Origin of the sequence: Streptomyces sp. B15, assembly GCF_018070605.1 — a bacterium.
Taxonomy (GTDB): Bacteria; Actinomycetota; Actinomycetes; order Streptomycetales; family Streptomycetaceae; genus Streptomyces; species Streptomyces smyrnaeus.
Map to the genome: position 1 here is coordinate 13,259 of NZ_JAGPXJ010000048.1, position 15,703 is coordinate 28,961.

Sequence of the window (15,703 nt, forward strand, 5' to 3'; positions counted from 1 at the left end):
CGGAAGGACCGCCCTATGCCCAAGCTGGACAAAGACGCCGAAGTCGAGATCAAGCTCGACTCCGCCGCCGGACTGCTGCAATCCAGCCTCACCGACGAGCAGCGCCGCGGACTCTTCGAGCACCCCGGTACCGCCGTCGTCGCCATCATGGAGCTCCGCTCGGTCACATACACCGGCCACGCCGAGGGCGAGGAGAAGCCCGCCCAGGTCAAGCTCCGGGTGTTGAGCGCCGAGGCCGCCCGCGACGACCACCAGGCCGACCAGCTGCGCCAGGTCGCCCGCGGCATGTACCGGCGCCGCAAGATGGACCAGACGCTCGACGAGATCGGCCCGGGCCCGCGTGACGCGGAGGACGCTGTCGCCTCCGCGCTCGCCAGCAGCCCCACCGAGGGCGAGTACCGGCAGCACCAGGAGCGCGAGGCCCACCGCCAGCGCCGCACTCGGGTCGAACAGCACGGATGACCAGCCGCACAGAGGCCGGGGCGCGCCGCACCACATGCCGGTGCGGCGCCCCCGTCCTGCGGCAACTCGTCGGCCGCCGCGCCGCGCTGGACGTCACCGCGGACGCGGCCCCGATGCCCGCCCCGGAGGCCGCCGCGCTGCGCGAGGACAACCGCCTCGACTGGTGCCTCCGCTACCCGGCCGGCGGCGGCCCGGATCTGCGGTGGGCCGACTGCCACCGCGCCCGCGATCCATGCCCGTACCCCCACGTGATCGACCACCAATGCACCGGCCCGGCAGCCCCACGCACGCCGCGCACCACCCGCAAGACACCCGCCGTGCCCGACGGGCAGCTCACCCTAGGAGCGCCTCAATGACCTGGTTCGCCGTCGATGACCGCGCCCACTCCCATCCCAAGATCATGGCTGCGAGTAACGCCGCCGTGGGCCTGTGGGTGCGCTGCGGGAGTTACGTCGCCCAGCATCTGACCGACGGCGTGGTGCCTGGGTCTGTGGCTCGGATGTACGGCAGCGCCGTGCAGATCCGCAAGCTCGTCGCGGTCGGCCTGTGGCACGCGCACGGCCACGACTGCGGTTCGTGCCCGCAACCGCCCGAGGGCGACTACGTCATGCACGACTACGCCACCCCCGGATCCGGCAACCAGACGCGGTCGGAGGTGGAGGCGCGGAAGAAGCGCGAGGCCGAGAAGAAGCGCCGGCAGCGCGGCACCAAGCAGGGGCCCCAGGGACCCGGCCCGGGCGCCGCTCCCAGGTCGCAGCCGGACGCGCCGCGGGCCGAGCCGATCCCCGGGGACTGGACGCCGTCGGTGCCTGACCGGGAGACCGCGGCGCAGGACATCGTCCGCCTCGGCCCGGCCGCCTCGCTGGAGGCCACGGAGAAGTTCATCCGCCACCACCAAGCGAAGGGCACCACGGCCGTTGATTTCGGGCCGCTGTGGGTGACGTGGATGGCCGCCGAGCGAAACCCACCCCCACAGACCGGCGGCGGTGTGGTGGTGCCGCTCCGGGGCGCGGGGGCCCCGGTGACGGGCACGGACGCCCGCGTCCAAGAACACGCGCAGCTGATCAAGGAGATGGAACGGAGAGCGAGCCAGTGAACGAGATCGAGGCAGGGAAGCTGCTGGCCCGTGCCGCCGCGTTCGACAACCGGCAACCGAGCGTCGCCGCGTCTGCGGCGTGGGCTGAGGCGCTGCACGATGTGCCGGCCGACGCGGACGCGTACGCGGCGGTGGCCCGTTACTACGGCACCCCTCCCGAGGACGGGCGCCGCCTGTGGCTTGAGCCGCACCACGTGCGCACCATCCGGAAGAAGATCCGCGCCGAGCGGCACGGCGACACCATCGCGGCGTACCAGCCGGCTTATCCGGAGGAGACCCCCATCGAGTTCGTTGAGCGGCGCCGCGCGCAGCTGGCCGCGATCGGCGACGGCCGCCTGGCCCCCACTCCCGTACGGCAACTGACTGGCGGCCCGGCCCGGTCCGTGGCCTGCGACGTCGAGGGGCCGCGCGAGGTCAACGCGGCCGTGGGCGATCCGGGCGGCGAGGAGCGGCCGTACATGCCACCGGAGTTTCGGCGTGCTGCTGGCTTGCCGGAGCGGTCGCCGGAGTTGTCGGTGCCGTGTGAGGAGCCGATGTGTCGTGCGGGCGTGCGTCAGCCGTGTGTGACGCCGCGGGGGAAGCGGCGGGCGTCGGTGCATCAGGTGCGGGCGCGTGCGGCGGCTGTGAAGGAGATGGCGCAGTGACGGATCTGGGCTGGGTCGACCAGGAGTACCTCGACGGGCTGTCGGACGAGGAGCTCGCCGAGCTGCTCGACGAGGAGCCGGTCATGCCGGAGATGCCGTTGCTGGGCTACGCCCGGCCGGCGACGCGCGGTCGTCTGCTGCGCGGTGACTACGTCCGTCCGATCGTCGACGGCCCGGCCGTGGACGACTATCGCCCGACCAATTCACCGGAGGCCACCGATGCCCATTCGGCCTGAGAACCGAGATCGCTACCCGAAGGACTGGCCCACGATCAGCCGCCGCATCCGCCAGGAGCGCGCGGCCGGGCGCTGCGAGTGCTTCGGCGAGTGCGGGCGCGGTACCCACGTCGGCCGCTGCCCCAACGTCAACGGCGGCGCTGCGTACGCAACCGGGTCGCGTGTGGTGCTCACCGTCGCCCATCTCAACCACATGCCCGAAGACTGCCGCGACGAGAATCTGCGCGCGATGTGTCAGGGCTGCCACCTGCACTACGACCGAGACCACCACCGGGAGACGGCGGCGGCTACGCGGCGGGCCGCGCTGGCGGCGGCCGGTCAGCTTGCGCTCGGCGACGACGCGCTGCTGGCTGAGGAGTCCGCCGCGGCCACCCTCGAGGCCGCCTGATGTCCGCCGCCCCGCCGCGCACGCCGCACCCGGTTCCCGACCACATCCCCGCCCACCTCCGCGAGGCGTTCGCCTGGACAAGCGGCCGCGCCATCCCACAGCACTGCCCCTACAAGTCCGGCGACCCCGTCCAGATGCACGGCTTCCCAGGAGAGCAGCCCGGCCACCGCCGTACCGGGTTCCGCGGCTGGGTCGTCGCCACCGTCGGCGCCACGATCCTCACCGGCATCACCCTTGCGGGCGAGGAGTGGTGGGAGGAGTGGGGGCGCCTGGACCGCGACGGCCAACCCGTCAGCCTCTGGCGCTGGTGCACTTGCTGCCGCGAGGAGCGGCTGGCCCTCGACCGCGCCGAGCACGCCCGGGCGCAGGCCCGCGGCCAGCAGCTCGACCTGTTCGCCTCATGAGCCGCCGCTGCCCGCCCCGACACCACCGAGGAGCCGACCCGATGACCGAGCCCCGGCACACCGCCGACACCATCACCGACGACGAACTCGACCGACTGTACGCCGAGAGGGACGAGCTCCTGGCCGAACTCGGCGGCCGCGACGAGGAAGCGCGCGAGCGGTGGGTCCAGAAGCAGCTCGCCGAGACCGGGCTGCGTGCCGCGGACTTCCGCAACGGCATGACCATGGAGATCGAGCCCGCCCGCGACCTGGTCGCCCACTGGGTCGGCGCCGCACGGGCCATGCTCGGCAACGCCCCGAACTACACCGAGACCCCCATCGAGATGGAGGTCAAAGTCGCCGAGGACCCCGAACGGTTCGCGTTCATCCTCCAGCGCGTCGGGTACGGGGCCCTCACCCCGCACCAGGCTCGGCAGCGCGCCGAGGAGGAGCGCGACGGCGCGTACCGCGAGCGCGCCCAGCTCCTCGCGTGGCTCGCCGCCCTCGTACCCGCCGTCCTCGCTCCCGCCCCCGACATCGACGAGGACGGCTGGCAACTGCTGTTCCTCCACACCCCGCAGGGACAGCTCTCGTGGCACATCCACCCGCGCGATGTCCCGCTGTTCGACCACGCCCAGCGCGTCCAGGACGGCGACGCCCGGGCCCGGTGGGACGGGCATACGACCGAGGAGAAGTACGACCGCATCCGGGCCCTGATCAGCTGTCCGGCGTGCCTGGCCGGGGTCGAGCACGTAGCCCCGGGGGTGCACTGCCCGACGCCGGAGACCCACAACGCGGGCTGCGGCTGCCCTACCGCTCAGGCGCCCGGCGCCGTTGAGGCTGAGGCGCGTGCGCGCGCACTGGACGCGGTTTCCCAGCTCGGTGAGGCGTTGGCCTCCGCCAAGGCTGAGAACGCCCGACTCCGCGCCGAGCGTGACCGGGCACGCCGCGACTCGGCCGCTTTGGAGAACCAACTCGCAGCCGCCCGCGACCTGCACCAGCGGCGACAGTTCACCACGAGCGACATCTGCGGCCACTGCTCCGGCTGGGGCGGCGACGGCACCTGGCCCGCGCGCCTCGTGGCCTGGCCCTGCGACACGACCCGCGCCATCGAGGAGCGTCCGTGACCGCCGCCCAGCTCGCCGCTGCGCTCCGCCTCCTCGCCGAAGCAGTACGCCGGGCCGAGAACGCCACCCAGGACGACTACGCCCTGGCCCCTCCGCCTCCAGCCGACAAGGAGCAGCAGTGAAGATCCGCCAACTCACTCCCGACCAAGTCCGCGCCCTCGGTGACGCGTTCGCACACCTTCGGGAACGCCTCGCTCCGATCCTGCGAGCGATCCGCGAGATCGTCCGCCAGGCCGGCGCCGCCCTCCGCCGCCTGGTCGACACCGCGCGTGCCACAGCCCGCGCCGTCCAGGCCGCCACCGTCCCGGACCGGCCCGCCTGGCAATCCCCCTACGGACCATCCCAGAGGAGCCACCGATGACCGCCCCCGTCCCCTACCGCACTATCGCCGAACGCACCCTCGGCCAGGCCGCCGCGAAGCTCAACGAGGTCCCCAGCGGCCGCGTGCGGGCCGACGAGATCGCAGCCCGCTCAGCGCATGCCCAGGCCATCGCGACCGTGGCAGTCGCGCAGGCCCTCCTCGAAATCGGCGACGTCCTACGCGCCGCACTTCCCGCCGAGCCGGAGAGCCCGGCAAACGAGCAACACCCGTAACGACGACGGGGCGCCCCCTCGGCCGGCCAGACCCTGGGGCGCCCCATATGCGGCGGTGATCATCCTACGCCCGACGCACCACCAGGAGCCCGCCATGCACTCCACCGCCGCCCACGACCTGCGCACCATCCGCGACCGCTGGACCGACCTGCGAGCCCTCATCAACACCAGCACCCCGAGCACCTGGCCCCCTGCCACCGGCAAGACCACCTACCTCCGCGCCCTCGAAACCGCCGACTCCACCACGCACGCGCAGCGACTCCTCACCCGCACCGACGAACACGGCCGCCCCCACTACGAATGCGCCCATTGCGACCACACCGGGGACGGACACACCCACCGTGCCCGCGAACACCGCGGCGCGGACCAACTCGCCGAGACCACGGCGCCGCTGCGCCTGCACGTGGTGGACGCCTGCCGCGCCATCGAAGCCGCCCTGGCAGGACTGTGCGACGAGATCGCCGCGGACATTCAGCGCAGCCCCATCACCCGACCCCGCCGCACGACCGCGGGCGACGACGTGGCGCTCAGCCTCGACCTGCTGGCCACCAAGGACGCCGCCGACCCGCACCGGTGGCGATACACCCTCGGCGACCGGTCCGCACCGACCGCCGCCACCTGGCTGCTGGCACGCCTGCACGATGAGGCTGGCCCGTTCCTCCCGCTGGGCGACGCGCACCGTGCACAGATCACACGCGTCGCCCGCGGCGCCGTCGAGCGCATGATGCATGCGCTCGGCGCTGAGCAGCGCAGCGTCGAGATGGGCGAAGACCGGCCGTGCCCCTGGTGCGGCGGGGGCTTGACCATGCACCGCGACGAGGCGAAGAACCGTACCGAGGTGACGTGCGCGGGCGGCTGGGACTGCACGGCGCCGGTACCGGTGCGGGACGGGCGGCGCGAGTGGGCGACACCGCACGAGCTGGCCGAACTACGCGTGGCGTTGGACGCGGCGGAGCGGCGGGCGCGGCGGCGGGACGCCAAGCGCGCCGAGAGGGCGCGCCGCCGGGCAGCGTGACGACGGAAGCCCCGCCTGGAAGTTCCGGGCGGGGCTGCGCTGTTGGCCGCCAGGCCGCTACCGTGCCGGGTATGCCGTTCGTCTACCACTGCAACGCCTGCCGCGAGCACGGCCGCCGCCGCAGCTGGGGAGACGCACGCACCGACCGCCGCACCCACCGCCAGCTCGCGCACCCCACCCTGGAGCCGGACGACACGATCCGGTGGGTACCGGGACTACTGACGATCGCGCTCGTCTGGCTCACCGCCACCCGTACCGGCCGACGACCCGCCGCAGAGCGGCCAAGGATCGGGGATCACCCGGCCGTGCGGCAGGCCGCGCTAGTCCTCGGTGGAGGGGTCATCGTGATCCTGCTGCTCGCCGCTCTCACTCGCTGACGCCCGCTTCCTGATCAGGTCAGTCCGCTGTCCCTGCCGTTTCTCCCGCGTCTCGAAGTAGGGGCGCGCCAGATGCCAGTCGACCACGTTTGACCGACCGACCGGTACGACGGGCGGAAAGCTCGGGTCCTCGCGGCTGAGCTGCGACACGCGTTGGTGGCTGATCGTCTCCACGATCTTCTCGGCGACGAGTCGTCGCGCCAGCTCGCGGAAGGACACCATGTCCGGCCCTCCTTGTTCGTCGGCCATGGGCACCCATTCTCTCTGACTTCCTAGCCATATGGCTAGGAAGTCAGCTACTCTCGAATCGCCAACAGGAAAACCCCTCGGCCCATGCGGAGCGGCAACTCCGGGCCGAGGGGTGGACCTGTCCCAATGCGACAAGAGAGCAGGTCCGCCATGGAGCGTACCCACCAGCCGAAACCCCCGGACACCCCGCGCGAGGACCGCACGGCCACCGAACCGGCCACCCTCGCCCGCTGTCGTGAGGACTACGACGGCGTCACCGACGCTCGCCGTCGCGAAGAGGCGCGCGCCGCCCGGGAAGGGCGGTCCGCCTGATGTTCGGTCGGCAATCCCGCCGAGACCGGGACCTCGGGATCCTCGACGGCAGCCAGCGCGCCACCACCCCCAAGCAGCGGGCCCGTGGCCGCGCCAAGGCGGCCAAGGACGCCTCCGACGCCGAGCAGCGGTTCCTGCGCAAGGACCGCGCGCGCTTCCGCTGACCCCACCAGACAGGCCGGGCCCGTCCCCCCATGCGGGCCCGGCCACCCCACCCATCCGCACCGGCCTTGGGAGCACACTGCCCATGACCACCCCTGCGGCCCACTGGGCCCAGACCCACCCGTGGCCGGCCGCGATCCTCGCGGTCGGTGTGTGCGGGCTGCTCGTGCTCGCCGGGTGGCTCATCGTCCGCGGCCTGCGCGCCGCCGCCCGGCCCTCGGGGTCTGTCGTCGTGGCGGCCATCGGCGCCGCCGCCTGCACCGGCTACACCGCCGACACGAGCTGGCGCTTCGCCGCGCACCGGCTCGGCATGCACAGCCAGAACGAGCGGCTGTTCTTCTTCGCCGCAGGTGAGATCGCGCTCCTCGCCTGCGCGCTGCTCGCCCGAGCCCACAAACGCGCCACCACCACCGACACCACCGCCGGTACCTCGGGGACGCCCGGCGTCCTGGTGTGGGTCATCACCGGCGTGCAGGTCATTCCCGCCCTCGCCGAGTCGGGACTCGTCGGCGGCACGGTCCGCGCCGTCATCGGCCCCGTCATGGCCGGCATCCTGTGGCACCTCGCCATGGGCCTGGAGATCCGCATCGCCCGCCCGCAGGCCCTCGCGTCCGGGCTGCTTGCGGTCGTCGGCCGGGAGCTGCGCGAACGCCTGCTGTCCTACGCAGGGCTCGCGACTCGGGATCGGGACGCAGAGCAGATCACGCGTGACCGGGCCACCGCCCGCGCCGTCCGCCTCGCCTCCCGCAAACACCTCGGTCCGTGGGGACGGGCGCGGCTCGCCGCCGCAGTCGCCCGCGCGCAGGTCGGCACCAACGGCGGCCAGCGGCACCAGCTCATGCAGCTGCTCGCCGCGCGACGTGGCGCCGCCGCTCTGAAGGACGTACCGCTGCCGTCGCTGTGGACCGTCGAGGCCGTACCTGCCCCGTACCTGCGTACCCCGCACGGCATCACCACCGCCGAACTTCAGCGCCTCGACCGGTTCGACGCGGTACGTCGTGTGGCCGCCGCGCACCCGGGCCGTACCCCGGGCGATCTCGCTTCGCTGTGCACCAAGTACGGCGTACCCGTCACCGAGACGCTGGTACGGATGGCCACCGGGGCGGGCAACCCTCCACGCCTCACACCTGCCGTATCCGCCGTACCCGAACCGGCCGACGAGCCCGTACCCGAGGCCGCGCCCGCGCCCGAGGTACAGGCCGTACCCGCCGCCCCACCAGCACAGACATCCGTACCTGACGACGAACCGACCGCCGAGGTACGCCCCGAGGTACAGGACCCGGAGCCCGTACTCGCCGCGGACCGCACCCGTACCCAGGTACACGCCCGGCTGCCCGAGACCGGCGCCCAGGACGCGCCCGTCGAGCACCCCGTCGACGCCTCGGACTCGGCCGCCGAGTACGCGCCCGTACCCGAGCCGAGTACGCCGAGTACGCCCGGAGGTACGGACGACCTCCTGGAGCAGGCCCGCGTACTCGACGCCGAGCACCGCCGTACCCACGGCAAGCCCGCATCCATCCGCGCACTCAAGACCGGCCTCGGCGTCGGCCAGCCCAAAGCCACCGCCATCCGACGCCAACTCGATAGCCAGGAGACCCAGTGATCGCCATGACCACCCCGCCCGCCGCCCCGGGCCGCGACGCAAGGAGGACGCCTTGACGGACATCATCGCCGCCGTCGGGTGCGTGCTGTACCTGGGCTTGGCCGCCCATCTGTACTCGTTGGGCCGCACCGTCGGAGCAACGCTCGTCAGCGGTATGGCCGTTGGGCTCGTCCTGTGCTCGGTCCCCTGGGGGTGGATCGCGTGAGCGATAACAGCCGCGGGCAGCAGCGGCCGATCACGCCGACCCGGATCATCCCCTCCGGCGGGAGCACGCCGCCGCCCGCCCCGCCGCTGCCCCCGGCGCCGGCCGGGACGGATCCGGCGAGCCTGCCCCCGTGGCGCCGCCCCGCACCCGCACCCGCACCGGCACCGCCCGCCGCGCCGCCGCCTCCCCCGCCGGAGAACTGGCACTCCCTCCCGCAGGAACCCCAACCCGGGCCCATCGAGGTGCACGTGACCCTCGTGCCCGTGCCCGTCGAGTCGGCAGACGAGCCCGGGGCATGGGCCCGCGCCTGGACATGGCTGACCGCCCGCATCAGGCCCTGGACAGCCGTCCTTGCCGCGACCGCAGCCCTGGCCCCGATGTGGCCCCTCTCCCCGTACAGCGCCGCCACGACCTGGGCCTACACCATGAGCGAAGCCCGCGATATGCACCTCGCCACCGGGTACGTCCTCGCCTTCGGCACGTTCGGCGTGGCTGCCCTCCGCCTCGCCCGCAGCCGCAAACCCGGCATGCGCGTCCTGTTCGCCGCCATCGTCACCTTCGTCGGCCTCTTCGGCGCCATCGACTGGTACGACCCGATCACCTGGATCACCGGAGTAGTCCGATGAACGTCACCATCACCCTCGGCGGAGTCGCCGTCGCCCTCGGCATCCTGTGGCTCAACATCAGGCCCTGGCTCAAAAGTGGCCGAGACCCGAAGGCGCTGCTCCCCTACGCCTCTGGCGCCGGCCTCGGCTCCCTGGCCACGATCTGCGTAGGCGGCGCGCTCGGGTGGGGAGCCGCAGGCATTGCCGGACTCGCTGGCCGGGCCGGGGACAAGGGCATCGCCACCACGACCGGCACCGGTAGCTCGGCGATGGCCACTGGCCGCATGGGCACTCTCACGCCGGAGGGCGGCGTCGTCACCGTGCTGCTCCTCATCGGCGTGGCCGCCGTGTTCAAGGCGTCTGGGAAGAAGGACAAGCGTCGCATCATCGGTGGCTTCGTCACTTTCGCCATCCTCGGCTTCCTGCCCGGCGTCGCCGCGCTCCTCGGCTGGTGGCCCGACCTGATCAACACCGTCGGCATCAAGGGCCGCGCCATGCTCAACAACCCGGGGAGCTGGCTGTGAGACCCCTCTCCGTGTGGGCGCGCCGCTCGGGCATCGCTGACCGGCTCGCGCGCGGCTCCGCGGCCCTCGCGCGCCGCCACACCACAGCGCTCGCCAACTGGGTCGCCCAGGGGCGCCGCGGCGACCTTGACGGGTGGCGCGCCGCCCTCGGCCCCGTCGCCCGTCTCGCCGCCCTGGCCGCCCTCGCCTGGCTCGCCTACCACCTCGTGCGTGCGCTGCCATGGCTGATGTGGCTGATCACCGCCCGCTGGTGCCTCGCCGCCTGGCGCGCGGGGAAGCCCGCCGCCGAGACCGCCTCCACCGGGACCACCACGGACGCCACTGAGCGCCCCTCCGAGGACGTCTACGACGCCACTCTGGCGTGGATCTGGCAGATGGTCGGCGACCGCCAGGGAGTGCACCTCCGAGACCTCCTCGCCAACGCCCAGCAGAACGGTCTCTTCGAGGGCCTGGACGTGGCCGCCTTTCGCGCCCACCTGGTGGACTGGGACATCCCCGTCCGCAAGCGCGTCCGGGTCCGTGGCAGCGGGGTCAGTGTCGGCATCCACCGGGACGACCTCCCGGCCCTCTCTCAGCCCCTCCCCGCGGACTCAGCCCAGGGTGACCACGATCCCCGACTACACGCGGCGTGACCTGCGGAACTACACCCCAACTACGCCCGAACTACACCCCCAACTACGGGTAAGGAAAGAGAGCCCAATGACCGAGCAGACCGCAACGCTGGTCGTAGGCGAGTGGGACACCGAGTGCAGCAACTGCGGCATTTCCACCAGCCCTCAGGACACCCACCACACCCGCGTGCCCGGGCCCAGCCGGTACCCGCGCACGCCCCGCCCGTGCGGCGCACGGTTCACCGCCATCGCGAAGGCCCCCACTGCCAACGCCATTCGGACGCTGCAGGAGATCCGGCCGGACCTGCCGATCGTGGAGGCCCCTCGGCGGCGTCGCCACTGACACCGCGAGCAGAACCCACCGCGTGGGCACAATTCCTTGACGGGGTCTCCACCTGCGCGCCACCATCCAGCCTTTCAACCACCACGTGGGGGGACCCGTGAACTCGCACCAGCAGCACCCGCAGCCGCCCAGAAAGAAGCGCACCGGCCTCAAGGTCACACTTGGGGTCGTCGGCGCCCTCGCCGTCTTCTGGGGCATCGGCACAGCCGTTGGCGACAACTCCGACGACAGCGACGCCAAGAAGCCCGACAAGCAGGAAGCAGCACCGAAGGACAGCGACAGCCCCACCGAGCCGGCCGCCAGCAGCCCCGCGAACCCGTCCGCCAGCAGCTCGCCGGACAAGCCGCGGCTCACCGCCAAGGCAGCCTCCAACAAGCTCGCGGATGCCACCGGTGTCACCACGCTGGGCGACCCGGCGGACAACACCGGCTTCTGTGAAGGCGACAAGGAATACCCCGGATGCCGGCAGCTCATCACCACCGACACCGTGAGCATCTACGAGTTCCCCAGCGTCAAGGTCGCCGACCATTGGACGGAGACGATGCGGAAGACGAACAAGAGCTGGCGGCAGGTCGACCGCTTCGCGCTGGCATGGAACTCCCGAGACCAGGCGCTGACCTCCAAGGAGCGCCGCGACGAGCTGACGGGCGCGTTGAAGAAGCTCCTCCAGTAGGAAGCTGCGCGGACAGACCGGCAGGAGAGGATGACCAGCATGGCGAAAGAGATCAAGCACGCGGCTGCCGACAAGCGCATGACCCTCGACGAGGTCTCTGCGTTCGTCGCCGACGCCTACAGCGCGGGCGCGACCGGCAGTGAGGAGGTCGCCGCGGCCGTCACCTTCGGCGGCAAGCTGCGGCACGTGGCGGTCAACGTGACGCCGCAGACGGCCGCGACCGAGACGTAGATGGGCCCTGCTGGCATCTGTAACGCTGGCAGGCACTTGGGAGGTCGCAGAGCCCCGCCGAGCACCACGGCGGGGCTCACGCGCGTCCAGGTGTGCACAGCACCCCCGGGGTGCACCACAGCCGGGGCTGGCGCAGGCTGGTGCCATGGCACGGATCATCGTCGAACCACCCGACGCCGAAGGCGCCCGGCGTGTGCGCGCCGACAGCCGCATCCTCGGCCGGGCGACCAACGTGTTCGACGTCCTGGCGCTCGCCGAGACCGTGGGCCTGGACCCCGCCACCGTGCGCCTTGACGACGCCGCCCTGATCGACTGGCGGGGCGGCGGCGCGTACGACTGGCAGCCGCGGGAGCAGTAGCCGATCCGGACAATCGGGTGATCACAGACAACCAGCGAATGTGAATTGCGACACATTTCTACGCGCCGGTAACCAGGATCGGAAAGCCCTCCCGAACGCCCCCACCGCACCGGTCCGTCGATGATCCGCAGACGAATCACACGAGAAACGCAAACGAATCGCGCGCGAAAACGAAACGATTGGTCACACCATCGATACCCCAATTTTTCAGAGCGTCGCAGGTCACAGCCACCTGTCCCCCGGGGAGTCCCCCGTCCCCTCACGCGCGCGCGTATCCCCTACCCTTCCACTACCTCTCCTGTGGCTGAGGTAGGAGAGAGAACTACCGGTAGTAGCGCGCAAACGATCAAGCTCACACCGGCGCCCACCCCCCGACGACGCTTGACTCCGAAGATCCCTTGTCGCAACCTGGACCCACAGACACCCCCTGCCCCGACACCAACAGGGCGGCAGGAACACACACTTCAAGCCCCTCGGCCCCCCGGCCCGAGGGGCTTTCGCATGCCCACCGACTCTCGCCGCGGGCAGGGCGAGACGGGGCGAGCAGGTGATCGAGACCCCGGGGAGGAACGGCCTCTCACCGCTCGCCCCACCCACAACCCCGTGCGGGGCGGACAACACGACGAAACGGCGCGTGCTGCTGGCCCCGCCCCGCACGGCCCCACCACCGCCCGGAGGCTCACCCATGCCCACACGCCGCATGCTCCGACACGGGCTCGTCGTCAGCGACACCCCGACACAGATCACCCTCGACGGCGACCCCGTGCACGTCGCCGCCGCACGCCTAGGCGCCGGCCCCAACGCACAACACATCGTCGAGTTCTGGGCCGAAGGCTCCATCGAAGACACCGGCACCGAACGCACCCGCACCTTCCAGGTCATCGGCACCGGCCACGCCCTACCCGACGGAGCACGCCACTGGGGCACCACCGACCGCACCCCCGAGGGCCTGGTCTGGCACCTGTACGAACTACCCGAGTCGACTGCCAGGTGAAGGGCAGCGGCATGCGCGTACGGCTCACCGACGGAACCCGCGAAGTCGAGATCAGTACCCGCGGCACCACCGACGACACCGCCCTGCTGCGACAGATCGAGCGCACCGCCCGACGCCTGTACGCCGCACTCCCCACCGAACCGAGCTCGGGCCGCAGCCCGTTCGGATTCGGCCGGCACCTCGACGGCATCGCCCTCGACTCCGCCACCGAACGCGCCGACCCCGACACCGACACCCCCCTCGAAGACGAGGACCCCCCGGCCTGACCAACCACCCCGCCCCACCCACCTCCCCCCCCCTCCCAAGCAGAGCCCCCCATGGCCATCACCCTGCCCGTACGCCTGCGCATCGGCACCGCACCCGAGCGCGAGATCGGACAGCTCACCACCGAACCCGCGCGCTACCGGCACGACATGGCCCAACTCCTGCGCGCCGCAGCCGACGCCTTCGAGTTCGGATCCGACGAGGCCGACCAGGACGACGAGACATGACCGGCCGCTGGGCAGGAAGCACCCGCAAGCAGCAGCTGCCCGACGACTGGCCCGAACGCCGCGCCTTCGTCCTCCAACGCGACGGCTACCGATGCCGATGGACCGACGGCGGACCATGCGGTCGACCAGCAACAGACGTTGACCACATCAAGGCAGGCAACGACCACTCATACGCCAACCTGCAAGCACTCTGCCGCGACCACCACGCGATCAAGAGCAGCCGCGAAGGCAGCGCAGCCCGCTGGGCCGTACGTCGGCAACGGCCAGCCGAACGGCATCCAGGGCTGATCTGAGCGACCGAACCGAGCGACCCCACCCCCTGGGGGGTGACTCCCCTCCCCGGCCCGTCTGGGCCCCGGGAGGTGCTGCGGCTCTGATCCTGTACGGGTCTGGCGAAAACGGCCGCGCTGCGGGGCGTGGGCGGCCCGCTGCGGGGCGGGCAGGAGGGCGGCCGACTGATTTGATGGCGCGCGGCAGGGGTGCCGCAGATCGCCTCTCAGTCGGCCGTCCTTCCGATGCAAACTCGATACATGCAGGTCAGCGCACTGTAGCCGTTACACGCGATACGATGGGGGCATGCCCAAGACGCCCCGCTGCGAGCACGAGCCGTGCCGCGGCCCGCTGCCGATCACAGCGCGCGCCGATGCCCGGTACTGCTCGGGGCGCTGCCGCACCGCTGCGTGCCGAGCTCGGCGGTCGGTCCCGAAGGAGCTGGCGGCCCGGCCGCGGTGGGTCCGCCGCTCCTCGCGGAAGGTTCCGCTCACAGTCGACGGGCAGTCGGCGAGCAGCACGGACCCGGCGACCTGGTCGCGGTACCGGGACGCCACGGCGAGCAGCGCGGGCGTGGGGCTCGGGTTCGTTCTCGACGGCGACGGGATCGTCGTGCTCGACCTCGACCACTGCCTCGACGGCGACCAGGTCGAGCCGTGGGCGCAGGGTGTTCTGGATGCGGCTGCGGGCTGCTGGGTTGAGCGGTCGGCGGGCGGCGACGGGCTGCACATCTGGGGCCGCGGTCGGCTGCCGGGGGGCGGGGGGCGCCGGTTGCGGCTCGGTGCGGGCACGGTCGAGCTGTACGGCGACGGACGATACATCGCGGTCACGGGCGAGCCATGGGGCGGCACGCCTCCGCGCCTCGGCGACCTTCAGCACGTCATCAACTCTCTGCTGTAGCGGCCCGACACGGGTCCGCTGCGGCGTACCCGACACGGGAGGTATAGCAATGCCGAAGTTCCGTAAACGGCCTGTCGAGATCGACGCGCACCAGTGGTTCCGGAACGGTGACCACCCCGCCGACGGTCCCGCCGACGGGGAGGGTGACGTTGTGCGCTACTTCCGACACCCCAAGTACAGGGGCACCGAGACGCACGACTTGTGCGGTCGGGTCTGGCACGAGCATGGATGGATCGACACTCTCGAAGGCGGGCACACCGTCTGTCCCGGCGACTGGATCCTCACGGGTGTGCAGGGTGAGCGTTACCCCTGTAAGCCGGACATCTTCGAGGCGACGTACGAGGCGGTGGGCTGATGGCGGGCGTGGGGCCGGCGCCGAAGCCTGAGGGGCGGAAGGCGCGGCGGAACAAGGACACCGTGCCGCAGACCGTGCTGCGTTGGGAGCACGCCGAGCCGCCGGAGCTGCCCGACTTCCGGGTCGAGCGGGACGGTGAGCTGGTCGACTTCGTGTGGCCAGAGCGGACGCGCGAGTGGTGGCGGATGTGGAAGGAGTCCCCGCAGGCCGAGCATTTCGGTTCGTCTGACTGGGAGTTCCTTCTGGACACGGCGCTGATCCATGCGCGTCTGTGGAAGGGCGAGATGTCGGCGGCGCCCGAGCTGCGGCTGCGCGTTGCGGCGTTCGGCGCGACACCGGCGGATCGGGCTCGGCTGCGAATGGTGTTCGCCGAGGCCGACGGCGCCGACCAGGGCCGCGGCAGTTCGGGCGGGCCGTCGGCGAAGGAACGGTACGGACAACTGCGGATGATGCCGGGCGGCAAGGGCCAGAGCGCCGCCGGCGAGTAGGGCGGGG

31 protein-coding genes are annotated in these 15,703 nt (G+C 72.0%); 30 read left to right on the forward strand and 1 reads right to left on the reverse strand.

Translation table 11 applies throughout. The features are described from left to right. Nucleotides 1-15: 15 nt before the first annotated feature. From KBY19_RS21190 to KBY19_RS21245, 13 genes are all read left to right on the forward strand, one after another. Nucleotides 16-462 carry a hypothetical protein gene (locus KBY19_RS21190; RefSeq protein ID WP_210966423.1) on the forward strand — a complete coding sequence of 149 codons (447 nt, stop codon included), beginning with the start codon at nt 16-18 and terminating at the stop codon, nt 460-462. Continuing rightward, nucleotides 459-818, forward strand: a complete 360-nt coding sequence (locus KBY19_RS21195; RefSeq protein WP_210966424.1) for a hypothetical protein — start codon at nt 459-461, stop codon at nt 816-818. Before KBY19_RS21190 ends, KBY19_RS21195 begins: the two co-directional genes overlap by 4 nt. Beyond that, the gene (locus KBY19_RS21200) at nt 815-1,558 is read left to right on the forward strand and encodes a hypothetical protein (RefSeq protein WP_210966425.1); all 744 of its coding nucleotides are present in this window, start codon (nt 815-817) and stop codon (nt 1,556-1,558) included. The genes KBY19_RS21195 and KBY19_RS21200 overlap by 4 nt, the downstream gene beginning before the upstream one ends. Continuing rightward, nucleotides 1,555-2,202, forward strand: coding sequence for a hypothetical protein (locus KBY19_RS21205; protein WP_210966426.1), 648 nt, complete (start codon nt 1,555-1,557; stop codon nt 2,200-2,202). Before KBY19_RS21200 ends, KBY19_RS21205 begins: the two co-directional genes overlap by 4 nt. After that, nucleotides 2,199-2,438, forward strand: coding sequence for a hypothetical protein (locus tag KBY19_RS21210; RefSeq protein WP_210966427.1), 240 nt, complete (start codon nt 2,199-2,201; stop codon nt 2,436-2,438). The genes KBY19_RS21205 and KBY19_RS21210 overlap by 4 nt, the downstream gene beginning before the upstream one ends. Continuing rightward, nucleotides 2,422-2,826, forward strand: a complete 405-nt coding sequence (locus KBY19_RS21215; RefSeq protein WP_210966428.1) for a hypothetical protein — start codon at nt 2,422-2,424, stop codon at nt 2,824-2,826. The genes KBY19_RS21210 and KBY19_RS21215 overlap by 17 nt, the downstream gene beginning before the upstream one ends. Beyond that, entirely contained in the window at nt 2,826-3,230 is a 405-nt protein-coding gene (locus KBY19_RS21220) for a hypothetical protein (RefSeq protein WP_210966429.1), read from the forward strand. The genes KBY19_RS21215 and KBY19_RS21220 overlap by 1 nt, the downstream gene beginning before the upstream one ends. 41 nt (nt 3,231-3,271) lie before the next feature. Next, the gene (locus KBY19_RS21225) at nt 3,272-4,336 is read left to right on the forward strand and encodes a hypothetical protein (protein ID WP_210966430.1); all 1,065 of its coding nucleotides are present in this window, start codon (nt 3,272-3,274) and stop codon (nt 4,334-4,336) included. Then, a complete protein-coding gene (locus KBY19_RS37280) occupies nt 4,333-4,458 on the forward strand; it encodes a hypothetical protein (RefSeq protein WP_282107104.1) in 126 nt (41 codons plus the stop codon). Before KBY19_RS21225 ends, KBY19_RS37280 begins: the two co-directional genes overlap by 4 nt. Further along, nucleotides 4,455-4,697, forward strand: coding sequence for a hypothetical protein (locus KBY19_RS21230; RefSeq protein WP_210966431.1), 243 nt, complete (start codon nt 4,455-4,457; stop codon nt 4,695-4,697). Before KBY19_RS37280 ends, KBY19_RS21230 begins: the two co-directional genes overlap by 4 nt. Continuing rightward, nucleotides 4,694-4,930, forward strand: coding sequence for a hypothetical protein (locus KBY19_RS21235; RefSeq protein WP_210966432.1), 237 nt, complete (start codon nt 4,694-4,696; stop codon nt 4,928-4,930). The genes KBY19_RS21230 and KBY19_RS21235 overlap by 4 nt, the downstream gene beginning before the upstream one ends. A 94-nt stretch (nt 4,931-5,024) precedes the next feature. After that, complete coding sequence (locus tag KBY19_RS21240; RefSeq protein ID WP_247691238.1) at nt 5,025-5,945, forward strand: hypothetical protein; 921 nt, start codon at nt 5,025-5,027, stop codon at nt 5,943-5,945. Between the two features lie 71 nt (nt 5,946-6,016). Then, the gene (locus tag KBY19_RS21245) at nt 6,017-6,322 is read left to right on the forward strand and encodes a hypothetical protein (RefSeq protein WP_210966433.1); all 306 of its coding nucleotides are present in this window, start codon (nt 6,017-6,019) and stop codon (nt 6,320-6,322) included. Here the strand turns inward: KBY19_RS21245 and KBY19_RS21250 are convergent. Further along, complete coding sequence (locus KBY19_RS21250) at nt 6,266-6,571, reverse strand: hypothetical protein (RefSeq protein WP_247691239.1); 306 nt, start codon at nt 6,569-6,571, stop codon at nt 6,266-6,268. The genes KBY19_RS21245 and KBY19_RS21250 overlap by 57 nt on opposite strands. 150 nt (nt 6,572-6,721) lie before the next feature. Between KBY19_RS21250 and KBY19_RS21255 the strand changes: the two genes are divergently transcribed. The 17 genes from KBY19_RS21255 to KBY19_RS21335 all read left to right on the forward strand — a co-directional run bounded on the left by KBY19_RS21255 (nt 6,722) and on the right by KBY19_RS21335 (nt 15,696). Next, on the forward strand, nt 6,722-6,883 hold the full coding sequence (locus KBY19_RS21255; RefSeq protein ID WP_210966434.1) for a hypothetical protein: 162 nt from the start codon (nt 6,722-6,724) through the stop codon (nt 6,881-6,883). Further along, nucleotides 6,883-7,047: a hypothetical protein gene (locus KBY19_RS21260; protein ID WP_210966435.1), complete on the forward strand. Its 165-nt coding sequence runs from the start codon at nt 6,883-6,885 to the stop codon at nt 7,045-7,047. Before KBY19_RS21255 ends, KBY19_RS21260 begins: the two co-directional genes overlap by 1 nt. Nucleotides 7,048-7,130: 83 nt before the next feature. Next, nucleotides 7,131-8,648: a hypothetical protein gene (locus KBY19_RS21265; protein ID WP_210966436.1), complete on the forward strand. Its 1,518-nt coding sequence runs from the start codon at nt 7,131-7,133 to the stop codon at nt 8,646-8,648. Nucleotides 8,649-8,700: 52 nt separating this feature from the next. Then, a complete protein-coding gene (locus KBY19_RS21270; protein WP_210966437.1) occupies nt 8,701-8,853 on the forward strand; it encodes a hypothetical protein in 153 nt (50 codons plus the stop codon). Beyond that, nucleotides 8,850-9,479, forward strand: a complete 630-nt coding sequence (locus tag KBY19_RS21275) for a hypothetical protein (RefSeq protein ID WP_210966438.1) — start codon at nt 8,850-8,852, stop codon at nt 9,477-9,479. The genes KBY19_RS21270 and KBY19_RS21275 overlap by 4 nt, the downstream gene beginning before the upstream one ends. Then, nucleotides 9,476-9,982: a hypothetical protein gene (locus tag KBY19_RS21280; protein ID WP_210966439.1), complete on the forward strand. Its 507-nt coding sequence runs from the start codon at nt 9,476-9,478 to the stop codon at nt 9,980-9,982. Before KBY19_RS21275 ends, KBY19_RS21280 begins: the two co-directional genes overlap by 4 nt. Further along, a complete protein-coding gene (locus KBY19_RS21285; protein ID WP_210966440.1) occupies nt 9,979-10,614 on the forward strand; it encodes a hypothetical protein in 636 nt (211 codons plus the stop codon). The genes KBY19_RS21280 and KBY19_RS21285 overlap by 4 nt, the downstream gene beginning before the upstream one ends. A 67-nt stretch (nt 10,615-10,681) precedes the next feature. Next, nucleotides 10,682-10,936, forward strand: coding sequence for a hypothetical protein (locus KBY19_RS21290; RefSeq protein ID WP_210966441.1), 255 nt, complete (start codon nt 10,682-10,684; stop codon nt 10,934-10,936). Between the two features lie 85 nt (nt 10,937-11,021). Further along, nucleotides 11,022-11,609: a hypothetical protein gene (locus KBY19_RS21295; RefSeq protein ID WP_210966442.1), complete on the forward strand. Its 588-nt coding sequence runs from the start codon at nt 11,022-11,024 to the stop codon at nt 11,607-11,609. Between the two features lie 39 nt (nt 11,610-11,648). After that, entirely contained in the window at nt 11,649-11,840 is a 192-nt protein-coding gene (locus tag KBY19_RS21300; protein WP_210966443.1) for a hypothetical protein, read from the forward strand. A 145-nt stretch (nt 11,841-11,985) separates the two neighbouring features. Continuing rightward, complete coding sequence (locus KBY19_RS21305; RefSeq protein ID WP_210966444.1) at nt 11,986-12,198, forward strand: hypothetical protein; 213 nt, start codon at nt 11,986-11,988, stop codon at nt 12,196-12,198. A gap of 685 nt (nt 12,199-12,883) precedes the next feature. Next, nucleotides 12,884-13,192, forward strand: a complete 309-nt coding sequence (locus KBY19_RS21310) for a hypothetical protein (protein WP_210966445.1) — start codon at nt 12,884-12,886, stop codon at nt 13,190-13,192. Between the two features lie 11 nt (nt 13,193-13,203). Further along, a complete protein-coding gene (locus tag KBY19_RS21315; RefSeq protein WP_210966446.1) occupies nt 13,204-13,458 on the forward strand; it encodes a hypothetical protein in 255 nt (84 codons plus the stop codon). 51 nt (nt 13,459-13,509) lie between these two features. Next, nucleotides 13,510-13,683 (forward strand): hypothetical protein, encoded by a 174-nt coding sequence (locus KBY19_RS21320; RefSeq protein WP_210966447.1) that lies wholly within the window; start codon nt 13,510-13,512, stop codon nt 13,681-13,683. A 576-nt stretch (nt 13,684-14,259) separates the two neighbouring features. Continuing rightward, the gene (locus KBY19_RS21325) at nt 14,260-14,853 is read left to right on the forward strand and encodes a bifunctional DNA primase/polymerase (RefSeq protein WP_210966448.1); all 594 of its coding nucleotides are present in this window, start codon (nt 14,260-14,262) and stop codon (nt 14,851-14,853) included. 49 nt (nt 14,854-14,902) lie between these two features. Continuing rightward, complete coding sequence (locus KBY19_RS21330) at nt 14,903-15,208, forward strand: hypothetical protein (protein WP_210966484.1); 306 nt, start codon at nt 14,903-14,905, stop codon at nt 15,206-15,208. Between the two features lie 62 nt (nt 15,209-15,270). Further along, the gene (locus KBY19_RS21335; protein ID WP_307843574.1) at nt 15,271-15,696 is read left to right on the forward strand and encodes a hypothetical protein; all 426 of its coding nucleotides are present in this window, start codon (nt 15,271-15,273) and stop codon (nt 15,694-15,696) included. Nucleotides 15,697-15,703 lie beyond the last annotated feature (7 nt).